The sequence below is a fragment of the Zestomonas insulae genome (genome assembly GCF_016901015.1).
Taxonomy (GTDB): domain Bacteria; phylum Pseudomonadota; class Gammaproteobacteria; order Pseudomonadales; family Pseudomonadaceae; genus Aquipseudomonas; species Aquipseudomonas insulae.
This window is the reverse complement of the sequence record NZ_JAFEUP010000002.1, coordinates 146,746-169,575: the sequence shown is the minus strand read 5'-3', so window position 1 is coordinate 169,575 and position 22,830 is coordinate 146,746. Positions and strand designations below refer to the sequence as shown.

Annotated in this window: 18 protein-coding genes; 9 read left to right on the top strand and 9 right to left on the bottom strand. The window is 66.9% G+C overall.

The window, feature by feature from the left end; translation table 11 throughout:
* Positions 1-4: 4 nt before the first annotated feature.
* Positions 5-1,189 (bottom strand): flavin-dependent monooxygenase, encoded by a 1,185-nt coding sequence (locus JQX08_RS06545; RefSeq protein WP_204915483.1) that lies wholly within the window; start codon positions 1,187-1,189, stop codon positions 5-7.
* A 334-nt stretch (positions 1,190-1,523) separates the two neighbouring features.
* Between JQX08_RS06545 and JQX08_RS06540 the strand changes: the two genes are divergently transcribed.
* Genes JQX08_RS06540 through JQX08_RS06525 form a run of 4 tightly spaced genes read left to right on the top strand, consistent with a single transcriptional unit; the run spans position 1,524 to position 5,585 of the window.
* Positions 1,524-2,039 (top strand): flavin reductase family protein, encoded by a 516-nt coding sequence (locus JQX08_RS06540; RefSeq protein ID WP_204915482.1) that lies wholly within the window; start codon positions 1,524-1,526, stop codon positions 2,037-2,039.
* 9 nt (positions 2,040-2,048) lie between these two features.
* Positions 2,049-3,710 carry an FAD-binding protein gene (locus tag JQX08_RS06535; RefSeq protein ID WP_204915481.1) on the top strand — a complete coding sequence of 554 codons (1,662 nt, stop codon included), beginning with the start codon at positions 2,049-2,051 and terminating at the stop codon, positions 3,708-3,710.
* Between the two features lie 12 nt (positions 3,711-3,722).
* A complete protein-coding gene (locus tag JQX08_RS06530) occupies positions 3,723-4,478 on the top strand; it encodes a glucose 1-dehydrogenase (protein ID WP_204915480.1) in 756 nt (251 codons plus the stop codon).
* A 12-nt stretch (positions 4,479-4,490) separates the two neighbouring features.
* Positions 4,491-5,585, top strand: coding sequence for a ferredoxin--NADP reductase (locus JQX08_RS06525; protein WP_204915479.1), 1,095 nt, complete (start codon positions 4,491-4,493; stop codon positions 5,583-5,585).
* A gap of 131 nt (positions 5,586-5,716) precedes the next feature.
* Here JQX08_RS06525 and JQX08_RS06520 read toward each other — a convergent pair whose 3' ends face one another.
* On the bottom strand, positions 5,717-5,902 hold the full coding sequence (locus JQX08_RS06520) for a hypothetical protein (protein WP_204915478.1): 186 nt from the start codon (positions 5,900-5,902) through the stop codon (positions 5,717-5,719).
* A 267-nt stretch (positions 5,903-6,169) separates the two neighbouring features.
* On the opposite strand from JQX08_RS06520, the gene JQX08_RS06515 reads away from it, so the two are divergent.
* Complete coding sequence (locus JQX08_RS06515; protein WP_204915477.1) at positions 6,170-6,934, top strand: SDR family NAD(P)-dependent oxidoreductase; 765 nt, start codon at positions 6,170-6,172, stop codon at positions 6,932-6,934.
* Positions 6,935-7,001: 67 nt separating this feature from the next.
* Positions 7,002-8,573: a FadD3 family acyl-CoA ligase gene (locus JQX08_RS06510; protein WP_204915476.1), complete on the top strand. Its 1,572-nt coding sequence runs from the start codon at positions 7,002-7,004 to the stop codon at positions 8,571-8,573.
* A gap of 517 nt (positions 8,574-9,090) precedes the next feature.
* Here the strand turns inward: JQX08_RS06510 and JQX08_RS06505 are convergent.
* Together JQX08_RS06505 and JQX08_RS06500 are read right to left on the bottom strand one after the other, a co-directional pair.
* Positions 9,091-9,969 carry an SDR family NAD(P)-dependent oxidoreductase gene (locus JQX08_RS06505; protein ID WP_204915475.1) on the bottom strand — a complete coding sequence of 293 codons (879 nt, stop codon included), beginning with the start codon at positions 9,967-9,969 and terminating at the stop codon, positions 9,091-9,093.
* An 89-nt stretch (positions 9,970-10,058) separates the two neighbouring features.
* On the bottom strand, positions 10,059-11,801 hold the full coding sequence (locus JQX08_RS06500; RefSeq protein ID WP_204915474.1) for an FAD-dependent oxidoreductase: 1,743 nt from the start codon (positions 11,799-11,801) through the stop codon (positions 10,059-10,061).
* Positions 11,802-12,098: 297 nt separating this feature from the next.
* On the opposite strand from JQX08_RS06500, the gene JQX08_RS06495 reads away from it, so the two are divergent.
* The 3 genes from JQX08_RS06495 (at position 12,099) to surE (ending at position 16,222) form a co-directional block, all read left to right on the top strand.
* The gene (locus JQX08_RS06495; protein WP_204915473.1) at positions 12,099-13,691 is read left to right on the top strand and encodes a DUF1302 domain-containing protein; all 1,593 of its coding nucleotides are present in this window, start codon (positions 12,099-12,101) and stop codon (positions 13,689-13,691) included.
* A gap of 23 nt (positions 13,692-13,714) precedes the next feature.
* Positions 13,715-15,097 carry a DUF1329 domain-containing protein gene (locus tag JQX08_RS06490; RefSeq protein WP_204915472.1) on the top strand — a complete coding sequence of 461 codons (1,383 nt, stop codon included), beginning with the start codon at positions 13,715-13,717 and terminating at the stop codon, positions 15,095-15,097.
* A gap of 135 nt (positions 15,098-15,232) precedes the next feature.
* Entirely contained in the window at positions 15,233-16,222 is a 990-nt protein-coding gene (gene surE, locus JQX08_RS06485) for a 5'/3'-nucleotidase SurE (RefSeq protein WP_204915471.1), read from the top strand.
* A 2,322-nt stretch (positions 16,223-18,544) separates the two neighbouring features.
* Here surE and JQX08_RS06480 read toward each other — a convergent pair.
* The 5 genes from JQX08_RS06480 to JQX08_RS06460 all read right to left on the bottom strand — a co-directional run bounded on the left by JQX08_RS06480 (position 18,545) and on the right by JQX08_RS06460 (position 22,828).
* Positions 18,545-19,012, bottom strand: coding sequence for a hypothetical protein (locus JQX08_RS06480; RefSeq protein ID WP_204915470.1), 468 nt, complete (start codon positions 19,010-19,012; stop codon positions 18,545-18,547).
* Positions 19,013-19,142: 130 nt separating this feature from the next.
* Positions 19,143-19,550, bottom strand: coding sequence for a VOC family protein (locus tag JQX08_RS06475; RefSeq protein WP_204915469.1), 408 nt, complete (start codon positions 19,548-19,550; stop codon positions 19,143-19,145).
* A 102-nt stretch (positions 19,551-19,652) separates the two neighbouring features.
* On the bottom strand, positions 19,653-20,216 hold the full coding sequence (locus tag JQX08_RS06470) for a hypothetical protein (protein ID WP_204915468.1): 564 nt from the start codon (positions 20,214-20,216) through the stop codon (positions 19,653-19,655).
* 279 nt (positions 20,217-20,495) lie between these two features.
* Positions 20,496-21,722: an NADH:flavin oxidoreductase gene (locus JQX08_RS06465; protein ID WP_204915467.1), complete on the bottom strand. Its 1,227-nt coding sequence runs from the start codon at positions 21,720-21,722 to the stop codon at positions 20,496-20,498.
* Positions 21,719-22,828 (bottom strand): 3,4-dihydroxy-2-butanone-4-phosphate synthase, encoded by a 1,110-nt coding sequence (locus JQX08_RS06460; RefSeq protein WP_204915466.1) that lies wholly within the window; start codon positions 22,826-22,828, stop codon positions 21,719-21,721. The genes JQX08_RS06465 and JQX08_RS06460 overlap by 4 nt, the downstream gene beginning before the upstream one ends.
* Positions 22,829-22,830 lie beyond the last annotated feature (2 nt).

The following is a 22,830-nucleotide window of genomic DNA, read 5'->3' as shown; positions in this document are numbered from 1 at the left end:
CCGCTCAGAGGAAAAAGTCCGTCGAATCCAAGCCCATGCTCACCCCACCGAGGTTCCAGGCGTACTTGGCCGGGTTGTTGGCGACGTGCGCGCGGCCGGTGTGGATGTCGCGGAAGGCGCGGTTGATCGGGTGGCTCTTGAAGATGGTCGAGGCGCCGCTGTTGAACATCAGCTCGGCGGCGGCCTTGGCGCACTTGTCGGCGACCAGTGCCGAGTCGTAGCGCATCTTCACCCGCTCACTCATCTCCAGCGGCGCGCCGCTTTGCGCGCGCTGCAGCATCAGGTCGAAGTTGCGCAGCAGCACGGTCTTGCACTCGTCGACGCAGACCATCGCGCTGGCCAGGGCGTTCTGCGCGGCCGGGTCGGTGCCCATCTTGCGCCCGTCGTTGACCCCAACCCGCGCGCGGTTGTGCTCGATGAACAGGTCGACCGCGCCCTGCAGCGCACCGATCGCCGAGGACGACACGGCACGCACGAAAATCTGCCCGAACGGCAGGCGGAACAGCGGCGCAGTATTCACCGCGTTGCCCGGGCTGTTCTGCATGAAGCCGTCGATCGAGCGGTGCGTGCGGTACTCGGGGACGAAGGCGTTCTCCACCAGCACGTCGTGCGAGCCGGTGGCTTCCAGGCCCATGACGTTCCAGTTGTCGAGAATCTGGTAGTCGCTGCGCGGCACCAGGAAGGTCCGGTAGTCCGGCGCGCCGCCCGCCTCGGCCGGCGGCACCATGGCACCGAGGAACGCCCACTGGCAATGCTTGCTGCCCGAGGAGAAGCCCCAGCGCCCGGACAGGCGGAAGCCGCCGTCGACCCGTTCGACCTTGCCCACCGGCATATAGGAAGAGGAGATCAGCACGCTGGAGTCCTCGGCCCACACGTCCTGCGCGGCGCGGTCGTCGAACAGCGCCAGCTGCCAGTTGTGGATCGCCACCACGCCGAGCACCCAGGCCGACGACATGCAGCCTTCGGCGAGGGTCATCTGCACGTCGAAGAAGTCGCGCGGCTCCAGCTCGTAGCCGTCCCAGCGCGCCGGCTGGAGGATGCGGAAGAAGCCGGCGTCGTGGAAATCGCGAATGGTTTCCTCGGGCAGCTGGCCGTTCTGCGCGGCCTGGGCGGCGCGCTCGCGCAGGGTCGGCACCAGCTCACGGGCGCGTTGGCGCAGGCGCTGACGGATCAGGTCTTGGTCGAGCATCTTGTTGTTCTCCTTGGGTCACCCCGTCCGCCGGGGCGCGCGTGCAGCGGGGCGAGCAAGCGCCCCTACACGGGCATTCAAACAACCCGGAAAAGACCCGGCATCCTACAAACGGACCATGTCGGCGTCGGCCGCCGCGACTCGTAGGATGGGTGGAGCGAAGCGATACCCATCGATGGCCGGCATGGGTATCGCAAGCTCAACCCATCCTACGAACCTATGCGTCTCGCCCGTCCAGCGAGGCTGTGAACTGCCTAGTCCCCTCGGACGATGTTGGCGCTGGTGGGCGGCGCAAGAATCTGTCGCACTGCCAGCACAACCAGAGGGCCGTGCGATGAACGACAACAATCTGAAAGCCGAAATGCTCCAGGCCATGCGCCGCCTGGCCAAGTCGGTGACCATCATCACCACCAGCAACGGTCGCGAGCGTTTCGCCATGTCCGCCACCGCGGTCGACTCGCTGTCCACCGAGCCGCCGTCGCTGCTGATCTGCGTGAACAAGACCGCCTCGCTGCACGCGGTGCTGGAGGCCGGCGCGGATTTCTGCGTGAACATCCTCAGCCTCGAACAGGAAGAGCTGTCGCACCTGTGCAGCGGGCCGATCAAAGGCGAGGCGCGCTTCCAGCGCGGCAACTGGCTGAGCAGCGCCGATGGCATCCCCTATCTGGGCGACGCGCAGTCGGCGATCCTCTGCCGCCAGGACGGCCAGTTCAGCTACGGCACGCACAGCATCTTCATCGGTCGCATCCAGCAGATTCACAACAGCGCGGAAATCAGCCCGCTGGTCTACCTGGACGGCAGCTACACCACCACTGCCGCGCCCGCCCCGTCGCTCGCGGCCGCCGGCTGAGCACGCCTCATGGACGGCACTCAGGCTTTGCCGCCGCTGCGCGTGGAGCACGCCGACTCGCTCGCCTGGGCTGAGCGCTGCGAGTTGCTGGTGGTCGGCTTCGGCGCCGCCGGCGCCAGCGCGGCGATCGAGGCGGCTGGCCACGGCCTGCAGGTGCTCGCCGTCGACCGCTTCGCCGGTGGCGGCGCCAGCGCCTTGAGTGGCGGCGTAGTGTACGCCGGTGGCGGCACGCCCTACCAGCAGCAGGCCGGCTACGCCGACAGCAGCGCGGCGATGCACGCCTACCTGCGCAACGAAGTCGGCGAGGCGGTCAGCGAGGCCACCCTGCGCGACTTCTGCGAACGCAGTTGCGACCAGCTCGCCTGGCTGCAGCGCCAGGGCGTGCAGTTCGAGGCCAGCGTGCCGCCGCACAAGACCTCCTACCCGAGCGACCAGTACTACCTCTATTACTCCGGCAACGAGGCGGTGCCCGCCTATGCCGCACAGGCCGCCGCCGCGCCGCGCGGGCATCGCGCCAAGGGCCGCGGCATGTCCGGCGCGGCGCTGTTCGCCGCGCTGCACAACGCCGCACTGACCGCCGGCGTGCGCCTGCACGGGCAATGCACGGTGCGCCGCCTGGTGCTCGATGGCCGCGACCGGGTGCTCGGCGTCGAAGCCTGGCAACTGCCCGTTGGCAGCCGCGCCGCGCGCCAACATGCGCGCCTGGCACGCTGGGCCACGGCAATCCACATGTACGCCCCGGCGCTGGCCGAGCGGCTGCGCGTGAGGCTGCGTCGCCTCGAACAGCAGCACGCCGAGCGCCGCCTGATTCGCGCCGAACGTGGCGTGCTGCTCAGCGCCGGCGGCTTCATCTTCAACCGCGCGCTGGTCGCCCAGCACGCGCCGCACTACCTGGCCGGCCTGCCGCTCGGCGCCACTGGCTGCGACGGCAGCGGCATCGCCCTCGGCCAGAGCGCCGGCGGCGTGCCGACGCGGATGGACAAGGTCAGCGCCTGGCGCTTCATCAACCCGCCGCTGGCCTGGGCGCGCGGCCTGATCGTCAACGGTCAGGGCCGCCGCTACGCCAACGAAGAGGTGTACGGCGCCACCCTCGGCCACGCGATGGTCGAGGAACAGGGCGGCCGCGCCATCCTGATTCTCAACAAGGCATTGGTCCGCGAGGCGCTGCGCCAGGTCGGCCCCGGCAAGGTCTGGCAGTTCCAGCGCCTGCCGGTGCTGCTCAACCTGCTGTTCAACGCCAAGCGCGCGGCCAGCCCGGCCGCGCTGGCCGAACGCCTCGGCCTGCCGGCCGCCGCACTGGAAGCCAGCCTCGCCGCCTACAACCGCGGCGCACGTGGCGAGGAAGCCGATGCCTTCGGCAAGTCGCCGGCGATGCGCGCCGATCTCAGCCAAGGCCCCTGGTACGCCCTCGACCTGTCGTTCGACAGCCGTCTGTTCCCCTGCCCGGCGATCACCCTCGGCGGGCTGAAAGTCTGCGAGCGCAGCGGACGGGTGCTCGACCACGCCGGCGAACCGATCACCGGGCTGTACAGCGCCGGCCGCAACGCCGTGGGCATCGCCTCCAACCTGTACGTCTCCGGCCTGTCGCTGGCCGACTGCATCTACTCCGGCCGCCGCGCCGCCGCCCACCTGGCGACGCACGCGGCGACCGTTCCCCTGGAAACCGCCTGAAGGAAAACAAGCATGAATCGAGTACAAGGCAAGGTCTGCATCGTCACCGGCGCGGCCAGCGGCGTGGGCCGCGAGGACGCGCTGCTGCTGGCCAGCGAGGGCGCCAAAGTGGTGATCACCGACCTCAACGAGGAGGCCGGCCGTCAGGTCGCCGCGGAGATCGGCGCCAATGCGCTGTTCATCCGCCAGGACATCGCCAGCGAGGCCGACTGGCAGCACGTCATCAAGCTGACCCTGGAAACCTTCGGGCGCCTCGACGTGCTGGTCAACAACGCCGCCATCCTCGCCCTCGGCAGCATCGAGGACACCAGCCTGGAGCTGTGGCAGAAGGTCCAGCGGATCAACGCCGACGGCTACTTCCTCGGCTGCAAGTACGCCATCGGGGCGATGAAGGACAGCGGCGGCGGCTCGATCGTCAACATGTCCTCGGTCGCCGCACTGGGCGGTATGCCGGCGTTCTGCGCCTACTCGGCGTCCAAGGGCGCGGTGGCGGCGATGACCCGCTCGATCGCCCTGCACTGCAAGCAGCAGGGCTACCGCATCCGCGTCAACAGCGTGCACCCGGACGGCATCAACACGCCGATGACCCAGGCCCTGGCCGGCGGCCAGCCGATTCCCCAGGAAGCCCTGGACGCCGACCCGATGAACCGCATGTGCGCGCCGCGCGAGGTATCCAACGTGGTGCTGTTCCTCGCCAGCGACGAGTCGCGCTTCATCAACGGCGCGGAGATCCGCGTCGACAACGCCCAACTGATCAGCGGCATCTGAGCGGAGGTGGACATGGGCGCGCAGCACCTCCCGCAACCGCTCGCCGGCAGCCCGGCGAGCAACGCCTACCGCTTGCAGGTGGCGGCGGTGATCGACGAGACCGCCGACGCCCGCTCGCTGGTCCTGCAGGTGCCGGACGAGCTGCGCGACCGTTTCCGCTACAAGCCCGGGCAGTTCCTCAGCTTCCGGGTACCGGTGGCCGGCAAGCAGCTGACCCGCTGCTACTCGATGGCCAGCTCGCCGGATTGCGACGCGCTGCCCAAGGTCACGGTCAAGCGCGTCGCCGGCGGCCGCGTGTCGAACTGGATGAACGAGCAGGTGCAGGCCGGCGACTGGCTGGAGGTGCTGCCGCCGGCCGGGCATTTCTTTTTGAACGAGAGCCACCTCGACGCCGGCGACAACCAGCTCGTGCTGTTCGGCGGCGGCTCGGGCATCACCCCGGTGTTCTCCATCCTCAAGTCGGCGCTGCGCACCAGCGCGCGGCCGATCAAGCTGATCTACGCCAACCGCGACGAAGCCTCGGTGATCTTCAAGGACGAGCTGCGCGCGCTGGCCAAGGCGCACCCCGAACAGCTGGAAGTGGTGCACGTGCTCGACTCGCTGCACGGCTACCTGACCGGTGCCGAGGTGCGCCAGCTGGTGCGCGGGCATGCCGGCGCGGAGTACTTCATCTGCGGCCCGGCGCCGTTCATGGACACCGTGGAAGGCGCGCTGCTCGGCCTCGGCGAGGACGCCGCGCGCATCCACGTCGAGCGCTTCGTCTCACCGCCCGATCCCGACGAAGTGCAGGCCCAGGACGCCGCGGCGCGTGCCGCGGCAGCCGACTCGGCGTGCGAGGCGCTGCTCGTCGAACTCGACGGCGAGCAGCACGAGATCACCTGTCAGCCCGGCGACACCCTGCTGCAGAGCTGCAAGGCGGCCGGCCTCGACGTGCCGTTTTCCTGCGAGGAGGGTTTCTGCGGCGCCTGCATGTGCCAGGTCCGCGACGGCGCCACGCAACTGGCGCGCAACGATGTGCTCAGCGCCCAGGAGCTCGCCGACGGCTGGACCCTGGCCTGCCAGAGCCGCCCGTCCAGCGCGCGGGTACACCTGAAGTTCCCCGACTGAAACCCACGTCTTCCCTGTTTGCCCGGCCGCGGCCGGGCTTTTTAATGCCGATGCGTTTGTAGGATGGGTCGGGCCGCGTAGGTTGAGCGCCGCGATACCCATCTTTCTCCGCAGCATGGGCATCGCTGCGCTCAACCCATCCTACGAAGCTGGGCTCCCGCCTGCGCGGGAGCGACGGAAGGGCAGCCGCGTGGCCACACCTTCACCACTACCGTCCCCACCTCGATCTTCATTTCCATCTCAAGCACCAACACCAACACCAGCATCGGCATCGGCATCGGCATCGGCATCGGCCTCAGCGTCAGCGTCAGCGTCACCGACACAGTCAGAATCAGAATCAGAATCAGAGCCAGAGCCAGAGCCAGAGCCAGAGCCAGAGCCAGCCCTCAGCGTCACCCCTCACCCTCGCCCTCTCCCCCACCGTCATCCTCGCGAAGGCGAGGATCCAGTGAACGCGGATACCAGCGTTCAGCCCGTCGGCCCGCACTTGCCGGCTGGCTAGTCCCATCGGACGATCACCAGCGCTCGCCGGCTGGGTAGACTGCGCAGCAGACACTCGGCCCCACAATAACAAGAGGTTCGTTATGGCTCGTATGCTCAACAAGGTCGCCGTGATCACCGGCGCCGCATCCGGTATCGGTCTGGCCTGCGTGCGGCGCTTCGCCGCCGAAGGCGCCCAGGTGGTCGGTCTCGACCTCGGCGAACCGCCGGCCGAGGCGCTGCAGGGTCTCGACCCGGCGCCGCTGTTCCTGCGCCTGAACGTCACCGACGAAGCGCAGACCCAGGCGGTGATGGCCGAGGTGATCGCGCGCTTCGGGCGCATCGACGCGCTGGTCACCGCCGCCGGCATCGCCAGCCAGGGCAGCGTCACGCAGACCGACACCGCCAACTGGCAGCGCATGCTCGACATCCACCTGAACGGCTGCATGTTCGCCTGCAAGTACGCGCTGCCGCAGATGGTCGCCCAGCGCAGCGGCTCGATCATCACCTTCGGCTCGATCTTCGGCCTGCAGGGTTGCGACGGCAACGTCGCCTACAACGTCGCCAAGGGCGGCATCACCCAGCTGACCCGTTCGATGGCGATCGACTACGGCCACGCCAACGTGCGCGTCAACGGCCTGTGCCCGGGGCTGATCGACACGCCGATGACCACCATGGTCAAGGAGCACGCCGAGTTCCACGCCTACTTCGCCTCGCAGCACATGCTGTCGCGCGCCGGGCAGCCGGAGGAAGTGGCCAACGTCGCGCTGTTCCTCGCCTCCGACGAAGCCTCGTTCGTCAGCGGGCAGATGCTCGCGGTGGATGGCGGTTTCTCCGCCGGCCGCCGCTTCGCCCCGCCAGCCCTGTAAGTTCCGGGCCGGGCGCCCTGCCCGGCCCGTCTCCCCACCGCACTCATCCTCACGCCGAGGAGGCCCCATGTCGCCCGTGGAAACCGCCAGCACCATCCCGCAACTGCTCGCCGCCGCCGCCCGCCAGTACGGCGACGCGCCAGCCATCGAGGACGCCGCCTGGCGCGTCAGTTACCGCGAGCTCGACGCGCTGCGTCGCCAGGCCGCGCGCGCCCTGCTCGCCCTCGACGTGGCGCACGGCGAGCGGGTGGCGATCTGGGCGCCGAACATCTGGGAGTGGATCGTCGCCGCCACCGCGCTGCACAGCGTCGGTGCCGCGCTGGTGCCGCTGAACACGCGGATGAAGGGCAGCGAGGCGGCGTTCGTGTTGCGCGAGAGCGGCGCCAGCGTGCTGTTCGTGATCGGCGAATTCCTCGGCGTCGACTACCCGGCGCTGCTCGACGACGAAGAGCTGCCGGCGCTGCGCCAGCGCATCGCGCTGCGCGGCACGGCGCCCGGCTGCCTGAGCTGGGAGGCGTTCATCGCCCGCGCCGCCGAGGTCGCGCCGACCGCCCAGGCGGCACGCGAGGCGGCGGTCCACGGCGAGTGCATGTCCGACCTGCTGTTCACCTCCGGCACCACCGGCAAGCCCAAGGGCGTGATGACCCGCCACGCGCAGAACCTCCAGGTGGTGCGCGACTGGAGCGCGGTGGTCGGCCTGCAGCCGGGCGACCGTTACCTGATCGTCAATCCGTTCTTCCACTCGTTCGGCTACAAGGCCGGCTGGCTGGCGGCACTGATGCGCGGCTGCACCCTGCTGCCGCAACAGGTGTTCGACGTGCAGGCGGTGCTCGCCTGCGTGGCGCGCGAGCGGATCAACGTGCTGCCCGGCCCGCCGACGCTCTACCAATCGCTGCTCGCCGACCCGCAGCGCGGCGCCTTCGACCTGTCCTCGCTGCGCGTGGCGGTGACCGGCGCGGCGGCGATCCCGGTGGAGATGATCGGGCGCATGCGCGACGAGCTGGGCTTCAGCACCATCGTCACCGCCTACGGGCTCACCGAGAGCTGCGGCTTCGTCACCATCTGCCGCCCCGGCGACGCCCCGCAGCTGGTCGCCAGCACCAGCGGGCGCGCCATGCCGGGCGTCGAAGTGCGCTGCGTGGATGGCGCCGGCCAACCCGTGCCGGCCGGCCAGGCGGGCGAGATCGTGGTACGCGGTTACAACCTGATGCAGGGCTACTTCAACGACCCGCAGGCCACCGCCGAGACCATCGACGCCGACGGCTGGCTGCACACCGGCGACATCGGTGTGCTGGATGCCGACGGCTACCTGCGTATCACCGACCGCCTCAAGGACATGTTCATCACCGGCGGCTTCAACGTCTATCCGGCAGAGATCGAGCAGAGCCTGCTCGACTACCCGGGCGTCGCCCAGGCGGCGGTGATCGGCATCCCCGACGAACGCCTCGGCGAGGTAGCGATGGCCTTCCTGCTGCCGGCGCCGGGCCGGGTGCTCGACAGCGCCAGCGTGATCAGCTGGTGCCGCGAACACATGGCCAACTACAAAGTGCCGCGCCGCGTGCAGCTGCTCGAGGCGATGCCGCTGAACGCGGCGGGCAAGGTGACCAAGAACGTGTTGCGCGAGTGGGTCACGCGATAGGTCGTAGCTCGTAGGCTGGAAACCGTGCAGCGTTTTCCACCGGGTGACGATCAACGGGTTGGCCATCCACCAAAAGCCGGTGGATTTGAGAAGCGACATCCACCCTACGGTTTACATGTCTGAACTGATCTCGCCCCCTCCCGGAGGGAGAGGGGACTGGTCGGTGGCATAGCTATGCACAGTGGCTGTGCCAGGCCTCGCTAACCCCCTAACCCTCTCCCCTCGGGAGAGGGTTAGGGTGAGGGAATGGCGTCGAGGGTATCTCCGGACTTCATCCAGGTGCATCGGGTTGTAGATTGGCGTTGAGCGCAGCGATAGCCAACGAACGGTGCTGATGGGTATCGCTGCGTTCAACCCATCCTACGTCCGCTCCGCACACACCAGATCCGTAGGAGCGAATTCATTCGCGATCGGGATTAACCCTTGATCGCGAATGAATTCGCTCCTACCCCAAGCAGAACCTCATGCGCCGCACATCGCCGGCTCACGGTGGCCCCGCTCGGCCTTTCCTAACCCCTCACACCACCCGCGCCGGATGTGCCACGCGCGGCGCGCCGAGCATCTCGCGGTAGGACGGCGGCTGGCGCCCTTGCGCTTCGCTGATGCCGTAGCGCGGCGCCAGCTCGGCGCTGATCAAGGTCTGCCCGGACAGGCTCATTAGTTGCGGGTCGTTGAGCAGCGCGTGGATCACCCGGCCATTGAACTGCGGGGTCTCCGCCTGGGAGAGGAAGGCCTCGTACTGCTCGCCGTGATTGGCCCCGGCGATGCGCGTGCGTTCGGTCAGTTGCGGGCCGAGCCACAGCGACAGCGCCGCCACGCCGCTGCCCTCGAAGTCCACCGCCATGTCCGCGGCGAGCTTGTCGACCCCGGCCTTCTGCGCGCCGTAGGCCGGGCCGTGCATGTAGCAGGTGCCGCCGAACGACGAGGTGAAGCACACCAGGCCCTGCGCGCTGTTCAGCAGCAACGGCGCGGCGTGGTAGCTGGCGACGTAGGCCGAGCGCAGGCCGATGTCGAGAATGCGCACCAGCTCGAGCGGTTTGGCCCAGAACGGTCCCGGCTCGATCAGTTGCTCGTGGATGAACGCGGCGTTGTTGACCAGCAGATCGAGGCGGCCCTGCTCGCGTTCGATGCGGGCGAACAATGCCTGCACCTGGGCGTCGTCGGCGTGGTCACAGAACACCGGGATGCCGCGTCCGCCGGCGGCGTCGATGGCGGCCGCGGTGGCTTCCAGCGAGCCGTGCAGGGCCTGGCCGTAGAGGGTCGAGCCGCCCTGCGCGGCGGCGCGACCGGTGAGGTAGACGGTCATCCCGGCGGCGCCGAGCGCCTCGGCGATGCCCTGGCCGACGCCACGGCTGGCGCCGGTGACCACGGCGATCTGCGGTTGCGGTTGAGTCATGGAAGTTCCTCGCAAGTAAAAGCACGCCCTTCGCCCACGTGCGGGCGAGGGGCTAAGCGCGGCGTCGCAGCGGCCGCAGGTGATTGCGCTTAGACGGACAGCGCGGGACTGTCGGCGGCCTGCGCCACCGCACTCAGGCTGGCGAGGTGGTTGGCAGCCAGGTAGCCGAAGGTCATCGCCGGGCCGATGGTCGAGCCGGCGCCCGGGTAGGTGCGACCCATCATCGACGCCGCGCTGTTGCCGATGGCGTACAGCCCGGCGATCGGCTGACCGTCCTCGTGCAGCACGCGGGCATGCACGTCGGTCAGCAGGCCGCCCTTGGTGCCGATGTCGCCGGCGTCGACGCGCACCGCGTAGAACGGCGCCTTGGCCAGCGGCGCCAGGCACGGATTGGGCTGCACGTGCGGATCGCCGTAGTAGCGGTCGAACAGCGACTCGCCCTTGTGGAAGTCCTCGTCGCGGCCGCGCTCGGCCATCGGGTTGAAGCGCTGCACGCTGGCGACCAGGCCGGCGCCGTCGACGCCGATCTGCGCGGCCAGCGCCTCCAGGCTGTCGGCCTTGTGGAAGTAGCTGCGCAGCTGCTTGGGCACCTGCCAGTCGGGCTGTGCGTAGCCGGGCAGCAGCGCGCCGCAGGGATATTTGCGGCGGAACTCGGCGTCGAACACCATCCAGCACGGCACGCTGCGCGCGCCCTCGGCGTCGTGGGCGTACATGGCGTAGACGATGTCGGTGTAGGGCGCCGCCTCGTTGACGAAACGCTGGCCGGCCGAGTCGACCAGGATGCAGCCGGGCAAGGTGCGCTCGACGAACAGCGCGCGCTGTTTCTCCTCGCCTTCGACATGGGTGGTCGGCGCCCACCAGCTGTGGCCCATCAGCGCGGTCTGCGCGCCGAGCGCCTGGCCGGCTCGGATCGCGTCGCCGGTGTTGTACGGCGGTGTGGCGCTCCATTCGCTACGCGACGGCTGCGGGTGGTACTGGCTGCGCATCGCCTGGTTGCGCTCGAAACCACCGGCGCCGAGCACCACGCCACGACGCGCCTGGATACGCAACAGGCGCTCGCCCTGGCGCACTTCGGCACCCAGCACGCGGCCGCCGGCCTCGATCAGGCGCTCCAGCGGGCTGTCCAGCCACAGCGCCACCTCGCGGTCGAGCAGCGAGCGGCGCAGCGCGCCAACCAGCGCGTTGCCGAGGGTCAGGAAACGGTCGCGCGGCGAGCGCAGGCGGCCACCGAGGTCGCGCCAGTAGCGCCAGAAGATCTTCAGGGTCAGGCCCAGCCAGCCGGGGCGCCGGCACAGCAGCACCTGGGCCTCCTTCATGGTCATCGCCACGCGGCCCATCATCAGCGTGCCGGGCGACGGCGCGCGCATGCGGGCGAATTCCGCGCCGAGCAGACGCGCATCGAACGGACAGGGGTCCATCGAGCGGTAGCCAGGTTTGCCGCCGTCGACCTCCGGGTAGTAGTCGGCGTAGGCCGGCTGCGCCTCGAAGCGCACGCGGCTGTGCTGCGCCAGGTAGTCGACCATCTCGCGGCCGTGGGCGACGTAGGCCTCGATGCGCCCGTCGTCGATCTCGTCGTGGGTCACCTGGCGGATGTAGCGGATCGCCTCGGCCGGCGAATCCGCACCGCCGAGCGCGGCGATGCCGGAGTTGTCGGGGATCCAGATGCCGCCACCGGACACCGCCGAGGTGCCGCCGTAGCGGTCGCTCTTCTCCACCACCAGCACCTGCAGACCGAGGTCGTGGGCGCGTAGCGCGGCGGTCATCGCACCGGCGCCGGAACCCACCACCAGCACGTCGCAACTGTGATCCCAGGGGCTATCGGAAGGGGTCATCGGGCCTGCTCCTTTTTTATTGTTCGAGGCGAATGCAGGTCCCGCGAAGCACGCTTGCGACCCTGCGTTGGCGCGGATTGTTCGCCTCGTCCGGCCCCACAACATCGTCCGATGAGACTAGCGCCGCGGCCCCGCGCAGAGCGCTTCCGTCGGCCCGGCCGGCTCGTTCAAGTTCAGTAGTCTCTTCGGACGATGTTGCCCGTCCGCCGTGACCACATAGTCCCTCCCGCCTCATCCACCAACCCTTAGGTGTCGGTCCACGTGTGGCCGCACCACGACTCCCCGGAGAGGGACCCGATGATAAAAACAACAAGCGTCAACACTCGGAATTCGCTCGACCTGGCCGTGCGCCTCGCGGCGCTGGGCCTGCTCGGCAGCCTGTGCACGCCCACCCAGGCGCTGACCTTCACCCCCAACCCCGATCTCAAGGTCGACCTGGACACCACCCTCAGCTATGGCATGGCCTGGCGTACCGAAGGCCGCGACCACCAGCTCAGCGACAACGCGCGCAACCCCGACGGCAACGACGGTGACAACGCCTTCGACAAGGGCAGCCTGATCAACAACCGGGCGAGCTTCCTCAGCGAGGCGAACATCAGCTGGCAGGACAACTTCGGCGTGTTCGTACGGGCCACCGGCTTCTACGACTCGGTCTACGACCAGAGCAACGACAACGGCACCGGCACCTCCAACTGCCTGGCTGGCGGCCGCTGCAACCGCGCCAACGAGTTCTCCGACGACACCATCGACCAGCACCGCGACGACCTGCGCTTCCTCGACTACTACGCCTACGGCACCTGGGACCTCGCCGGTCACAACCTCAACGTGCGCGTTGGTGACCAGGTGGTGAGCTGGGGCGAGAGCCTGTTCTACCAGGGCATTTCCTCGGCACAGAGCCCGGTGGACGCGACCAAGTCGACCAGCCCGGGCGTCGAGGTCAAGGAGATCCTCCTGCCGGTCGGCCAGGTGTTCGCCCAGTTCAGCCTGACCGATGCTCTCAACCTGCAGGGCTACTACCAGTACGAATGGGAGAAGACCCAACTGTTCGGCGTCGGCAGCTACTTCTCGACCACCGACTACATCGACGAGGGCGGCTTCAACGATTCCACCGGCTTCGTCCGCCGCCTGCACGACGACACGCCGGGCGACAGCGGCCAGTACGGCGTGGCGATGACCTACACCGCCGAGTCGCTGAACAACACCGAGTTCGGTCTGTACTACTCGCGCTTCCACGCCAAGACGCCGACCCTGGATTTCGCCACCGAGCTGGGCAGCTACCGCGCGCGCTACTTCGACAACATCGACCAGTACGGCGCGAGCTTCGCCACCGTACTCGGCGACACCAGCTGGGCCGGTGAAGTCAGCTACCGCGACGGCCAGCCGGTGATGGTCGACAACGGTTTCGGCAGCGCGGTGCGCGGCCAGACCCTGCAGGCGCAGACCTCGCTGGTCCATGTGGTCGGCCCGACCTCGTTCGCCGACAACACCACCCTGGTCGGCGAGCTGGTCTACAACACCGTGCTCGACAACGACGCCTCCGCCCCGGTGCAGCTGTTCCCCGGCTTCAGCCTGCCGGGCACCGACAGCCTGGCCGCCGACCGCGACGCCTGGGGTTACACGGTGCAGGCCTCGTTCGATTACAACAACGTGTTCAGCGGTTGGGACATGAGCGTGCCGATCACCTACAGCACTGCCGCGCAACACGACAGTGCGCTGACCGGCTCGATCAACGACGGCCAGGGCGACGACCGCATGAGCGTCGGCACCACCTGGCGCTACCTCAGCAACTTCTCGGTCGAGGCGCTCTACAGCGCCTACCTCGGCAACCCCAACAACGCCTCGTTGGCCGACCGCGACAACGTCGCCCTGACCTTCAAGTACCGCTTCTGAAGCCCCCGATGGAGGAGCGCAGCATGTCCACGACCACTACCCCGCTGTACCGCACAGCCCTCGCCCTCACCCTGCTCGGCAGCAGCCTGGTCGCCCACGCCAAGGTCAGCGAAGCCGAGGCCGCGCGCCTTGGCCAGGACCTCACGCCGATGGGCGCCGAGAAGGCCGGCAATGCCGATGGCAGCATCCCGGCCTGGACCGGAAAATGGCGCGGCACCCCGCCGCAGGTCAAGTTCGGCGGCGCCGGTTCGCCCTACCCGGACCCCTACGCCGACGAGAAGCCGCTGTTCGTCATCACCGCCGAGAACATGGAGCAGTACGCCGCCAACCTCAGCGACGGCGAGAAGGCCCTGCTCAAGCGCTACCCGGCGACCTTCAAGATGCCGGTGTACGCGAGCCACCGCGACTTCCGCCTGGACGACGCCAGCGAGCAGAACATCAAGCGCAACGCGCTGAATGCCGAGCTCAGCGAAGGCGGCTATGGCACCACCAATGCCTGGGGCGCCTCGCCGTTCCCGATCCCGCAGAACGGCAACGAGCTGATGTTCAACCACACCATGCAGGGCCGCGCCGCCACCGAGGAGGCCGACTATGTACAGGTGGTCAACTACGCCGACGGCAACAAGGTGTTCGAGAAGGTCAACTACAAGATCTACTCGATCTGGTCGTCGCCCGACTACAACCTCGGCACCTCCGAAGGCATCCTCTCGCACTTCCTGCTGACCAACCTCGAGCCGGTGCGCAAGAAGGGCGAGATCGTCGTCGGCCACGAATACATCAACCCGGTCAGCCAGCCGCGCCAGGCCTGGCAGTACGCCCCCGGGCAGCGCCGCGTGCGCCGTGCACCGACCGTCGGCTACGACTCGCCGACCGGCGCCGGCGGCTTCCGCGTGTACGACGAGGACCGCCTGTTCAACGGCGCGGCCGATCGCTACGACTGGAAGATCGTCGGCAAGCGCGAGCTGTTCATCCCCTACCACAACTACAAGATCGACGAGCCCGAGGTGGGCCTCGACCAGCTGCTGTCGACCACCGGGCACATCAATCCGGAGTTCATGCGCTACGAGAAGCACCGCGTGTGGGTCCTCGAGGCCACCCTCAAGGCCAACGCCCGGCACATCTACGCCAAGCGGGTGATCTACCTCGACGAGGACACCTGGGCCGCCGCGCTGGCTGACAACTACGACAGCCGCGGGCAGTTCTGGCGCACCAACATGCAGACCTCGATCTACGCCTACGACCTGCAGCGCTTCCACGCCCGCCTGGGCATGTACCACGACCTGATCGCCGGTTCGTACATGGTCGATCGCCTGCTCGACGGCCAGAAGCCGGCGCTGCTCAACGCCAGCAAGTTCACCGCCAGCGACTTCACCCCAGGCAACCTGCGCAAGCTGGGCACCCGCTGAGCCCGCGCTCCCCGGCCCGCGCCGGGGAGCCGCCGTTCTGGCGTGTGGCGGCGTCCTGCCGCACGCCGGCAACCCCGTCCTGACAGCCTCGCGCTGCCGTTGTAGGCACCCATACCAACGCACGGAGCAACCTCGATGCACAAACTGTCAGCTGCCGCCCTCGCCCTTGCCAGCGCGGGCCTGTCCTTGAATGCCAACGCCCTGAACATCCTGCTCACCAACGACGACGGCTGCCGCGCCCCCGGCATCAACGCCGTGTACCAGGCGCTGGTCAGCCACGGCCACCAGGTCACCCTGGTCGGCCCGCTGAACGACAGCAGCGGAATCGGCGCCGCCAGCGTGGTCAACCCCGGCCAGGCCGTGGCGGTGACCAGCCTGGCGCCGGGCAAATTCTGCGTCGGCCCACCCGACGGCTACACCCCGCCGGCCGGCAAGACCTCGGCCATCGGCACGCCGGTGGACGCGGTCAACGTCGGTCTCGACCTGCTGCTCAAGGACAATCGTCCCGACCTGGTGGTTTCCGGCACCAACTTCGGTGACAACGTCGGCCCGCTGACGCAGATGTCCGGCACGGTCAACGCCGCGGTGCGCGCCATGTTCAAAGGCGTGCCGGCAGTGGCGGTGTCCACCGCGATCGACATGGAACTGTTCATGCGCGACCAGCAGGCCGGCTACCAGAAGACCCTCAACGCCATGGACGACACCGCCAACTTCGCCGCCAAGGTGATCGACAAGGCCGCCGCGGTCGGCGCCCAGGCGCAGCACGCCTGCCAACGCAGCAAGCACAAGCACAAGCCGGCCTGCGCGCTCAACGTGCTCGGCCTGCCGGGTACCACCGGGCTGAACATCAACTACCCGGCCCTGGAAGCCGCCGAGGTCAAGGGCGTCGCCTACGCACCGATCGGCGACTGGGGCACCGTCAACTTCGCCGCGCAACGCAGCGCCGACGGCACTGTACGCATCAACCTGGTCGCCCCACCAACCCCGACCGCCGCCCAGCAACAGGGCGACTCCTACCAACTGTGGCTCGGCAAGGCGGTAATCACCGTGATCGACGGCAACATGACCGCCGACGCCAAGCTGCAGGATCAGGTGCGTGGGATGATGCGCGGGATCAAGCCCTGAGGTTCACCGCTAGTCTTTGAGCCCGGCTTAGGCCGGGCTTTTTTGTCCGCGATGGAAAGGCAGTTGTAGGATGGGTTGAGGAGGCGATACCAATCGATTAGCACTGCATGGGTATCGTTTCACTCGACCCATCCTACGAACTGAACTAAGCCGACGCACGGAGCCTAGTGCGGCGCGAATGAATTGCTAGGTCACACTAGCGCGGATCACAAGACACGGCTCTTGGAGAATGCGCGGATCAGTGGACCAACCTGTGCGGAGAAGTGCGGCACCAACTAATGAGTAGACGCTGGACCTACATACAACTGCATTGGATTGAGTTGGATCAGGCAGGGCCAGCATAAAGGCCTCTGCGCCCAACTTGGCATCCGCGGTATGACTATCGCCCTTAGCCTTGCCGGATACGAAAGCCTCCCAGAGGAACAATCCGGAGCCGGCGGCAGAAAATGACTGCCAAGACAAGAAGGACTGCGCCGGCTGCGTCAGTTGCCGGCGAATCTCTTGAAGTACCCAGGCGACTTGTACTAAGCCGGTAGACAACGCGCCGCAGCCGGCTCCAGCGCTCCAGGGCCGGGAACCTTCGCCTGGGCGAGCGCTAGTGAGGGAAAGTTCATCGTCGACCAGCGGCAAGAACAGCGGGCACTCGAATCCTAGCGCCACCGGGGCGCCCGATTCCAAGGTGGTACGAACGTGACTCGCAAGAGTAGATGGCTTGTCTCCGCTCTCACCTTCGGACGACCACCAGCCAAAATTACCCTTTGCAACTGAACCCACGTCTGCACAAATGGTGACGAGATCGTTCATCTTGTTTGTGGCCTAACTGTTGGTTAAGGGGGCGGCATTAGCCAGTTCCAAGTGAGCGAAGCGAACAGATTTAACCACACAATTAGATTATGCCTCGCCGCCGTCATGAATTTCGAGCGCCATTGCCATGATCTCTCTGCATGTAATTATCTCTATGATGTGCTGACTAGCGGACACGGGGCTTTGATTAAACTTTGCGAGAGTATAATGCTCGCCTTTCGGGCCACTCAGGTGCAATGATCGGCCGGCGTAGCTTTCGATTTTCGCGTAGGCTCTAGAGTTGAAAGATCAACCTCCAACTGCCCCCAACTGAAAACGGCTTTCTGCATAGATACTTCAGGATTTTATTCTGTGTATTTATCAACACCGCCACAGGTCTCGCCAGCATTACTGTGTTCAAAGCAAAGACTACTGCGATTGCAAATTTAATACTGGCGAACTTTATCATCACCACAAGAAACAGCACAGAGCAATACACCTGAAACCATTTCCGTGAATTTATGGGAATCCTAATAATTCCTTCGGCTATTTGAATAGTCCAAAAACCAAGCTAACGAACAGGCAAAAGCGTAGCCTTTGACTGCCAAACTAACGAAGCTGGCAATAGTTGAACGCATTATTATGCGCGCACTATTGTGCTGCGCAATCGTTTCCCTGCCAGCGCCAACTTGAGATTATCCCGCCGCTTACCTCGAAGGTTGTCCGGCACCCCATGGTAATATTTTGCGCAGGCGTACCACCATAGCTTGTCGTTGTGGCGCTATTGGTGTATTGATTGTAATTCGTTGTATACGTCGGACTTGTTCCAGGAATATAAACTTGGCGAGAGCTTGAATAGGTTAGGTATTTCGCTCCACTTCCAGTGTCATATACCTGCTGGGGAGGACCCCAGCTACGTATAAGATCGCTTTCGGGAGAGCCAACCCAAGAAGCTAAAATAGCTTCATATTTGGCAGTAGTTGCACACCCTGAAAGAAATATAGCGCAGAGTGCGATGAACGGTCTTATTGTTCTCATGATGCCCCTATTGCTCGATTCATAACTATTAATAAACACCAAATGTCGCAAACAAACGCACCATTTGGTGGATAACATTCCCCATGCCCTTCACCGGGTCTACCTCCCCGCCCAGCGAAGGAGCACACCCGCACCAGCGTCAACGCTACTAATTTGCCATCACGCCGTCCACCTGGCAGTGCAACGATTAAATTCCTGCGCATAAGCTTTCGCCCGCAACAAAAAAGCCCGCTTTCCCCTCATTCGGGGAAAGCGGGCCAATGCCTGGCTCCGGGATGTAGCAAGGAAGACCTATCCGGCGACCGCCTCGGGGAACCCCTGCGGCTGATTCAACACACAGCGAATCCCGCCCGGCAGAACCATGCTCGCCACGCACAGGTTGCAGTGGTTGCACGGGCTGCGGAAATCGCTGGCGCCGGCCTGCACGTTTTGCAGCAGTTCTTAGGGTGGATGTCGCTTTGCACATCCACCACCCTAACGGCGACGCGTGCTCGTGGAGATTTAGGCGACCTCGCCCGCTTTTGCCTTGGCGGCTTTGGAACCCATCGGGGCGGCCTTCAGCGCCACGAATGCCGGATGTCGCGAGGCAAAGGTCTCGATCAACGCGAACGTCTGCTGCAGCGCCTGTTCTATCCGCTCGACATTCACCTCCTTTTTCGAGAACACATCGACCACGACCTTGTGGGCCTCGAAACAGGGAACGCCGGCAACGAATACCTGGAACTTGTAGCCAACCTCGGCACGGCGCTCGTCGGTGAAGAAGCCATTCTCGCCGTGCTCTTCCTTGTACGGGTAAGTCACCACAGACAGGCCGTTCTTGCGGAAGTTTTCCAGCTCCTTCTCGTGCGCGGCCACGCGCTCCGTCAACTGCACCCGGACACTGTCCGTGCGGAACTTGCAGATCAAAAAGGAAATCCCTGCGCCGACGATCAGAGACACTACTGCGACGATCAGTGTTTCAACTGGCATGTTCCATCCTTAGTGGCATGACGACTGTTGGTTGTGCTGCCAAACGCGCGAAACGCAAGGGGCGCGTTCGCGAGCAGCGCGGTCACGCTACTAATTTGCCATCACCCTGTCCACCGCGTCGTAGAGCCGCTCAGCTCTCTTGTCGAGGCTCTGCCGCTGGGCGCGCGTAACTCACCGTCAGCATTTCCCAGACATGCCCGTCGGGCTCGCTCCAGTAGAGGATGCGCCCTCCATGCAGGGTGTTGATCTGCCGGTCGATCGGGCCGTGCGGGGTGCTGCGGTAGGCGATGGCATGGCTGTTCAGGCGGGCGAGGATTGCATCGAATTCGGCGTCGCTGACGCGAAAGCAGTAGTGCTGGATGGTCAGCGGACCGTCGGCCTGATCGAAGTCGAGGGTCAGGCCAGGATTGACGTACACCGCGCTGAACGGGCCCAGGCCGGAGTCCGCCCAAGGTACGCCGAGCAGCGTCGCCAATAGCTTGGCTGAGGCGCGACGGTCACGGGCGGGGACCAGGGTATGGTCGAGTTCGATAGACATAGCGGCGCGCTGCACGGACCTCAGACGATGCCTTACCTGTGCAAGCGTAGACCCCGAGGTGGATGACGGTTTGCACCAAGGCGCCCGCCCTGCCCCGCCGTATCAGTCCGCGCTGTCGCTCGGTGTGAAGCTCCAGCGCGGGCTGAGCAACAGCACCACCAGGGAAACCACGACGATGGCCAGCGACAGCCAGAGGATGAGCGGCGCTTCGCCGATCCGCTCGGGGTAGATCTTCAGCACCGCGCCAAGGCCGACGGCGTTGCCGCCGGCGACCAGCACCGCGGCGGCGTAGTCGTGGAAACGGCGCGCCTTGTTCGCGCCGACCGCCCACTGCTGGTGGGTGTTGTAGCTCGGCAGGCGCTCATGGGCGTCGTCCAGGCGCTCCAGCGCCGACATGAAGCGACGCAGGTTGGTGATCGCCCGTTCGGCCTTGTAGTTGAGAAAGGCGAGGCACAGCGAGGCGACCGGAAAGCCCAGCAGCAGCCATTCGACCGGCACTGTGCCGCGGCCTTCGCTGGGCTTGAGGGCGACCAGCGCGGCGAGCAGGCTGACCACCAGGGTGACGTATAGGGCCAGGGCCTGTTGCCGCTGGTTGATACGCGCGTTGACTTCCTGGCTGGCGGCGATGAACCGGTAGTTGGCATCGACCGAAGGGATTTTGCTCATGCGCTGGATTCTCGCTGCGGGTGGCCGGGTCGCGTGCTCGGCAAGGCCACTCGGCTGGTTAAGTCTGTGGGCAGACGCTACTGAGTTGCCGGCGGCCTGTCCATTGGCGGAGCAATGCCTTCGCTGGGGCGCGCACTGGATCCCCGCCTGCGCGGGGATGACGAGTGCAGAGAGAGTTGTGTGGCGTGTGGCTTCCCCAGGAATGCCACGAGTGGCGGGCGCTACTGCGTGGCAGCCGAGGCCTGTGGGCTCCCCCGCTAAGGCGGGACCGTTTTACCGTCAGGCGGGCGCCGCCTCGGGAAAGCCCTGCGGCTGATTCAACACACAGCGAATGCCGCCCGGCAGAACCATGCTCGCCACGCACAGGTTGCAGTGGTTGCACGGGCTGCGGAAATCGCTGGCGCCGGCCTGCACCTTGTGCAGCAGGTCGGGGTCTTGCAGCAGGGCGCGGCCGAGGGTGGCGAACTCGAAGCCTTCGGCGAGCACCTGGCGCAGACCGTCGGCGCTGCTCACGCCGCCGAGGTAGGCCAGCGGTAGCCGCGTGGCCTGGCGCATCTGTCGGGCCAGGTCGAGGAAGTACAGTTCGCGGTACGGCATGTTCGGGAAGGCGGCGCCGCCGAACAGTTTCATCGCGGTGCGCTGCAGCGGGTTCTTCTCCAGGCGCACCATGGCCGGCAGCGGGCTGGCGCCGCGGAACAGGAACATCGGTGTGCGCAGCACCGAGCCGCCACTCATCACCAGCGCATCGAGGCCGGCGCGTTCGAGCAGCTGCGCGGCCTGGCAGGCTTCGTCGATGGCCAGCCCGCCGTCGAAGCCGTCGCTGAGGTTGAACTTGGCGAGGATCGGCACCGCCGGGCCCAGCGCGGCGCGCACTGCGGCGAGCACCTCGAGAGGAAAGCGCATGCGGTTCTGCAGCGAGCCGCCATAGGCGTCGCGACGTCGGTTGGTGGCCGGCGAGATGAACTGGCTGAGCAGGTAGCCGTGGCCCATGTGGATTTCCACCGCGTCGAAACCGGCGCGCCGCACCAGGGCGGCGGCGCGGGCGTACTCGGCGACCGTGCGGGCGATGTCGCCGGCCGTCATCGCACCGCTGAACGGCACCCCGGAAAACACCCCGTACTGGTTGATGCCGGCGTGCGGGCCCTTCGGTCGTGGCTGGGTCGCCGGTTTGGTGCGGCTGAAGCCGCCGCAATGCGACAGCTGCGCCGATACCGCGCCGCCCTCGGCATGCACCGCATCCGCGAGGCGCTGCAGCTGCGGGAAGATGCCCTCGTGCATCCACATCTGGTCGGCGAAGGTCAGGCCGTCCGGCGACACCCCGCAGTAGGCCACGGTGGTCAGGCCGACGCCGCCGCGCGCCATGCGCGCATGGTGGGCGATCAACTCGTCGCCAGGTACCCCGGCCGGGCACATGCCCTCGAAGGTGGCGGTCTTGATCACCCGGTTGCGCAGGGTCAGGCCGGCCAGCTGCACTGGAGCGAACAGCGGGGCGAGGTCGGGGCTCATCGGCTTGGCTCACTGCTGAAGGGAATGAATTCGGCGACTTCCAGCTCGAAGCCGGACACCGCCTTGTAGGGCACCGGGAAACTCAGCAGGCGCATGCGCCGCACGCCGAGGTCGCGGAGGATCTGCGCGCCGATGCCCAGGGTGCGTTGCGGGAACTGCGGCGCACGCGGCTTGCCACCGCGCTGGCGTAGCTGCTCGAGCAGCGCCTCGGGACTTTCCCGCTGCGCCAGGAGCACCACCACGCCATTGCCGGCGGCAGCGATGTGCGCCAGGGCGCGGTCGAGGTTCCATTGCGCCGGGGCACTGTTCGCCTCGCAGCCGAGCGCATCGCGCAGCGTCTCGATGGCCTGCACGCGCACCAGGGTTGGTGTATCCGCCGTGACGCGGCCCTTGACCAGCGCCAGGTGCAGCAGGCCCTGGTAGGCGTCCTGGTAGGTGAGCACCTGGAACTCGCCGTGGCGGGTCTGCAGCGGGTACTCGCCGGAGCGCTGGATGGTGCCCTCGTGGAGGATGCGGTAGTGGATCAGCTCGGCCAGGCTGCCGATGCGCAGGCCGTGGCGCGCGGCGAAGGCGTGCAGCGCGGCACCGCGCGCCAGTTCGCCGTCCTCGTCGAGGATGCTGACCAGGGTCGCCGCCGGTTGCAGGCCGGCCAGACGGGTCAGGTCGCAGGCTGCCTCGACGTGCCCGGCGCGCTGCATCACCCCGCCGGCCAGCGCCTGGACCGGGAAGATGTGCCCGGGCTGCACCAGGTCAGCCGGGCCGCTGGCCGGGTCGACCGCGACCTGCACCGAGCGCGCCCGGTCAGCGGCGGAGATGCCGGTGGACACCCCGGTGCGCGCCTCGATCGAGCGGGTGAAGCCCATGCCGTGCGGCGCCCGCGAGTTCGGCACCATCAGCTCAAGGCCCAGCGCGCGGCAGCGCTGCTCGGTCAGCGCCAGGCAAATCAGCCCGCGTGCCTGCACCGCCATGAAGGTGATCGCCGCCGCGTCGACCTGCTCGGCGGCCATCAGCAGCGCGCCTTCGCCGTCCTGTTCATCGTCGGTGATCACCACCATCTGCCCGACGCGGATCGCGTCGATCAGTTGCTGCGTCGTGTCGAACGGCATGC